This window comes from Amycolatopsis rhizosphaerae (assembly GCF_007713715.1).
Classification (GTDB): domain Bacteria; phylum Actinomycetota; class Actinomycetes; order Mycobacteriales; family Pseudonocardiaceae; genus Amycolatopsis_E; species Amycolatopsis_E rhizosphaerae.
In genome coordinates, this window is the sequence record NZ_VJWX01000431.1 from 1 (window position 1) to 6073 (window position 6073).

Below are 6073 nucleotides of genomic sequence, written 5' to 3' on the forward strand. Positions count from 1 at the left end.
GGGGACGCCGGTTTCCACCTTGGTGACCGTGAAGGCGAACTTCCCGTCCCGAGCCTCGGCGCCCACCCCCGCCGCCGTGTTTCCGGCACCGCCCGCAGCGGAAACCACCTGCGCCGAGGCGCCGCTCTGGTCCTTCTTGCCGCCGGCGGACACGGAGACGATGACGATCACACCGGCCAGCACGGCGAGGGCGATGAGGAACTTGCGGCCCCGACGCTTCTTCGGCGCGGCCTGCGGGGCGGGATCGGGATGCATGGGAACTCCTGAGGTAGCGACTGCCTTGAACCAGGCGCTAACACTAGAACACATGTGAACTCAGTACACAAGCATCTTCTCGGACTAGACCGTATTCACCAGATCAACTAGAGTCTCTCAGGTCACCGACTGTGCTGTGTTACGGACACAGCCAGTTGGGCGATGTACGAGGAGCCCGATGCACCCCATCGGTGGATGCCAGCGATAACGAACGGCGGACAACACGTTGCCCAATGCGACGAAACAGGACCCCACGATCGGCGCTCTCGTCGCCGTACGCGGCAGGCGATGGGTCGTGAGCGAGATCGACGCGCAGGAGCGGAGCACCGTGCTCACCCTGCAGAGCGTCGAGGACGGCCGGTACGGCGAGACCCTGGAAGTGGTCTGGGAGGTCGAGCCGGGACGCAGCGTGCTCCCCGCCGGCTCGCTGCCCGAGGTCACCGAGCATGCCTTCGACCCCCCGGAGCGCCTGGCCGCCTTCCTCGACGCGGTGCGCTGGTCGGCCGTCACCTCCGCCGAGGTGAAGGTGCTCCAGGCACCGTTCCGGTCCGGTATCGCCGTGGAGGACTACCAGCTGGAGCCCGTCGCCCGTGCCGTCGACGCGCCGCGGGTCAACCTCCTGCTCGCCGACGACGTCGGCCTCGGCAAGACGATCGAGGCGGGGCTTGTCGCCCAGGAACTGCTGTTGCGCCACCGAGCCCGCCGCATCCTGATCGTCTGTCCGGCCGGCCTCACCGTGAAGTGGCGGGACGAGATGGCCGAAAAGTTCGGGCTCGACTTCACGGTCATCGACTCCGAGCGCTGCGCGATCGTCCGGCGCGAGCACGGCAGCGCCGCCAACCCGTTCGAGGTCTATCCCCTGGCGATCGTGAGCCTGCCGTGGCTGCGCGGGCAGAAGGCGCAACGGCTCCTGGATGAGATTCTGCCGCCGGACGGGCCCACCTATCCCCGCGCGTTCGACCTGCTCATTCTGGACGAGGCGCACCACGTGGCCCCGGCCGCCCCGAAGCAGGTCTACGCGGTGGATTCACAGCAGACTAAGCTGATCCGCAGGCTCGCGCCGCACTTTTCGCACCGCCTGTTCCTGTCCGCCACCCCGCACAACGGCTACCTGTCGTCCTTCACCGCCCTGCTGGAGATCCTCGACGACCAGCGGTTCGCCCGTGGCGTGGAGCCCGATCGCACCGCGGTGCGCGACACAGTGGTGCGGCGGCTCAAACGGGACATCGTCAACCCCGACGGCACCCCGCGCTTCCGGGAACGCCAGGCACGGGCGATGCTGGTGAACTACCCCGACGACGAGCGGGAGATCCACGGCCTGCTGACGGAGTTCGCCGCGCTGCGCCGCAAGAAGCTGACCACCACGCGCGGCCGCAAGGCCACCGACCTGGTGACCCTGCTGTTGAAGAAGCGGCTGTTCTCAAGCCCTGCCGCCTTCGCGCACACGGTCGGTGTCTATCTGGAGACCCTTCGTTCACGCTCCTCGCACGCCCGCCCTGCTGAAGACGAGGTCCCCGCCTGGCTGGAAGACTTCTTCGACGACACCGCCACCTACGATGACGAGCTGCTCGCCGAGGCGGAGGACGACGCGCTGGGCCGCGCCCGGCCCTTGCAGCCCGATGCCTCCGATGACGAGATCACACTGCTGGAGCGGATGCAGCGCTGGGCGCTGGCGCACGAGGCCGAACCGGACGCCAAAGCCCGTGAACTGATCACCTACCTGCGAGGTGTGTGCAAACCCGACCGGGACTGGACCAACAACCGGGTCGTGGTGTTCACCGAATACCGGGACACCCAGCAGTGGCTGGCCGAAATCCTGCACCAGCAGGGCCTCGGCGGTGCCGCGCTCGCCCAGTTGCACGGCGGCATCCCCACCGACGAGCGGGAGCAGTTGCGCCTGGCGTTCCAGGCCGACCCGACCGAACACCCGGTGCGCATCCTGCTCGCCACCGACGCCGCCAGCGAAGGCATCGACCTGCAGAGCCACTGCCACCGGCTGGTCAACTACGACATTCCCTTCAATCCCAACAAGCTCGAACAGCGGATCGGGCGGATCGACCGCTACGGCCAGACCGAAAACCCGGACATCCGGCACTTCGTCGGCACCGGTTGGGAAGGCGCGGTCGATTCCTACGAGGCGGACCTGGAGTTCCTGTCCCGCGTGGCGACCAAGGTGGCCCGCATGGAGGAGGACCTGGGTTCGGTCAACGCGGTGCTCGCCGACGCCGTGCAGAAACGCATGCTTGGCCAGACGGTGAATATCGACATCGACCGTGCCGGGGCGCGTACCGCGAGGACGCAGCACCGGGAACTGCCCGCCGAAACCCAGGTCGGCGAGCAGGTGCGCCGCCTGCGGGCCAATCTCGACGACACCGTGCGGGAGCTGGGCATCACGCCGGATGGGATCAAGCGGGTCGTCGATACCGCGCTGGAACTGGCCCGGCAGCAGCCGCTGCGCCCGCACACCGACGAGAAGCACCTCGCTCAAGGTCTCTACCAGGTGCCACCGCTGACCGGTTCGTGGCAGCGGGCCAGCGCCGGTCTGACCGAAAAGCTGCACCGAGACGACGAGCCACCGCGGCAACTCCCGGTCACGTTCGATCCCGCCGTGTCGGGCGGGCGCGACGATGTCGTGCTGGCGCACCTCAACCATCCGCTGGTCGCGATGTCCACCCGCCTGCTGCGCGCCGCGGTGTCCAATCAGGACATCGGCCTGCACCGGGCCACCGCCGTGGTCAGCGAAGACCCGGATCTGGAGGATGTGCTGGTCGGCGCGTTCTCCCGGTTCGTGCTGGTCGGCGCCGACGGGATGCGGCTGCACGAGGAGGTGCTGCGCGCCGGTGGCTGGGCACCCGAGCACGGACGCTTCCGGCGTCTGGAGAACCTGACCCGGCTGGGCGGCCGGCTGGATCACGCCCTGGCCAAGGGGGTTCCCGCCTCGGAACCGGTGCGGGAGCGAGTGGCCGAGCGGTGGCCGCGGATGCGGGACGGCCTGCTCGCCGCGCTCGACTGGCGCGCGGGCACCCGCCGCCAGTCCCTGGACCGGGCGCTGGACCAGCGCAAGGAAGCCGAGCGGAAACGGGTCGTGAACAACCTCGACCAGTTCGCCGCCACCCTGCGCCAGGCACTGGACAACGAGGACGAGAGCGCGTTGTTCAGCAAGGTCGAACTGGAGAAGACCAGGGACGAGCTCGCCCAGTACCGGCGGGACCGGCAGGCCTGGGACGAACGGCTGGCGCGGCTGGCCGTGGTCCGGGACCGGGAGCTGGAGATGATCGAGGACCATTACCGCGACCGCAAGGCACACCTGTTCCCGGTGGCCGTGGTGTTCGTGGTTCCCAAGCGAGAGGCCATTCGATGAGCACGCGACACGGTGCTGGGTTCCGCAAGCCCACCCCGGACGGCACCCAGCAGCACCGGGACTGGCTGGGCATGGTCGAGATCAGCGGCCCCTTCCTTTCTCTGCCTGTGCTGCGTTCGGTCTGGCCCACGCTCGACCCCGTCGACAAGAAGCAACGCGAGCGGCTGCGGGTCGCCCACGCGGAATGGCTGGCCGATCCCGCTGGGCAGCAGCACGAATGGCTGCGGTTCGTGCTGAACGAGCTGCTCGGCTGGGGCGACGCGCTGCATTGGGACGATCTCGATGGCAGTCTCGGCATCGACGTCGCCGAGCACGATGTCCGCCTCACCCCGGCGTTCGCGCTGGTCGAACCCGGCGAGGACGTCAAGCCCGCCACCACCCGGTTGCTCGGCCTGACCTGCGCGCCCGGCACCCAGCCGACAGCCCGGATCGCGGGCTCGGCGTGGGCGGCCACACCGGTCGACCGGCTGGCGCACCTGTGCCGGGTGCATCAGGTGGAACTGGGCCTGGCCACCGACGGCCGGTGGTGGGCTCTGGTGTGGGCGCCGCGCGGCGGCGTGACCACGACGGTCGTGTTCGACGCGGTGTCCTGGCCCGAGGCCGCCGAACGCGAGGTGCTGCGCGCGTTCGTGTCTTTGCTGTGCCGCAGCCGGTTCTTCGGCGTGCCGGAAGAGGAACGGCTTGTCGCCCTGCTGGCCAAGAGCAAGGACAACCAGGAGGACGTCACCGAGGCGCTGGGTGTCCAGGTCCGTCAGGCCGTCGAACTGCTTGTCGGCGCGATCGGCCGTGCCGACGTCCGAGATCGTGAACTCGGCGGCCGCGGCCTGGGTGACGCGACCGCGCACGACGTGTACCGGTCGGCGGTGACCGTGATGATGCGGATCGTGTTCCTGCTGTTCGCCGAGGAACGCGCGCTGCTGCCCGCCGACAACGACCTCTACATGACCGCCTACTCCGCCGGCCGGTTGTGCTCGGAGTTGGAACAGCAGGCGATCGAGGGCAGCGAGGAAGACCTAGAACACAGTACCGCGGCCTGGCACCGGCTGATCGCGTTGTTCATCGCCGTCTACCGCGGCGTGGACCATCCACGGCTGCGGATGCACCCGCACGACGGCTCGCTGTTCGACCCCGAGGCGTTCCCGTGGCTGGAGTCGCTACCCACCGACGACCGGACCGTGCTGCACATGCTTCGGGCCGTGCAGCACGTGTGGATCGGGACCGGCAGATCACGGGAGCGGCGCACGCTATCGTTCCGCAGCCTCGACGTGGAACAGATCGGCTACGTCTACGAGGGCCTGCTGTCCTTCGACGGCTTCCGCGCTGATGACGTCACGGTCGGGCTGATCGGCAAGGAGGGCCTGGAGGCCGAGGTTCCGTTGCGGGACCTGGAATCCCTGGCCGCCACGACCGCCGACGTGCCCGCGCTGGCGGCCGCGCTGGCGGAGAAGTTCAAGCCGACCGGCATCGGTTCCGCTCGGGCGCTGGAGAAGGCGCTTGCGCCGCTCGCCGCGCAGGACCGTGAGGAAGCGCGCAAGAAGTTGCTGGCCGTGACCGCGGGCGACTATCCGTTGTCGGAGCGGCTGCTGACGTTCTTCGGCATCATCCGCACCGATCTGCGGGGCCTGCCGTTCGTGGTGCTGCCCGGCGCGCTGTTCGTCACGGAGTCGGCGCTGCGCAAGACCACCGGAACGCATTACACCCCACGTTTCCTCGCCGAAGAGGTTGCCGAAGGCGCGTTGCAGCCGCTGGTGTACACGGTCGGCCCATTGCAGACCGCTGACGAGCGGGAGTGGAAACCGAAGTCCAGCAAGGAAATCCTGGACCTCAAGGTCGCCGACATCGCGATGGGCTCGGCGGCGTTCCTGGTCGCCGCAGCTCGTTATCTGGGCGACCGGCTGGTGGAGGCGTGGTCGCGGGAGGGCGACGAACGCGCCCGCGCCTACCTCGACAGTGCCGGGGATCGCGCGCTCGGCACCGACGAGGACGAGCTGGTCATCGAGGCGCGGCGGCAGATCATCGAACACTGCCTGTACGGCACGGACATCAACCCGATGGCCGTGGAGATGGGCAAACTGTCGCTGTGGCTGGTGTCCATGGACACCAAGCGCCCCTTCACCTTCCTGGACGACCGGCTCGTCGCGGGCGACTCGCTGCTCGGCATCACCTCGCTGGACCAGTTGGAATACCTGCACATGGACCCCGTTCAGGGTCGCAAGATCCACGAGGGTGACGTCTTCGGCTGGACGGTGGGCGTGCGGGAACTGGTGGCCGAGGTGGCACAGGAACGGCGCTCCATCTCCGAGATCGAATTGGGCGACGATCCGCTGGCCGCGCTGGCGCGCAAGCGCAGCCTGCTGGCGGATGCCGAGTTGAAAACCGGGCGCTTGCGTCTGTTCGCGGATCTGACGGTCGGCGCGGCTCTCGCCTACGCGGGCAAGGGCGCGAACGGGCTTCGGG

1 protein-coding gene and 2 pseudogenes are annotated in these 6073 nt (G+C 68.7%); 2 read left to right on the forward strand and 1 reads right to left on the reverse strand.

What is annotated here, in order from left to right; all coding sequences use genetic code 11:
* Positions 1-255, reverse strand: a pseudogene (locus FNH05_RS29640) (hypothetical protein); the annotation flags it as partial.
* Positions 256-481: 226 nt separating this feature from the next.
* On the opposite strand from FNH05_RS29640, the gene drmD reads away from it, so the two are divergent.
* Together drmD and FNH05_RS29650 are read left to right on the forward strand one after the other, a co-directional pair.
* Positions 482-3616 carry a DISARM system SNF2-like helicase DrmD gene (gene drmD, locus FNH05_RS29645; protein WP_144592152.1) on the forward strand — a complete coding sequence of 1045 codons (3135 nt, stop codon included), beginning with the start codon at positions 482-484 and terminating at the stop codon, positions 3614-3616.
* A pseudogene (locus FNH05_RS29650) lies at positions 3613-6073 on the forward strand (SAM-dependent DNA methyltransferase); the annotation flags it as partial. The gene drmD and the pseudogene FNH05_RS29650, both read left to right, overlap by 4 nt.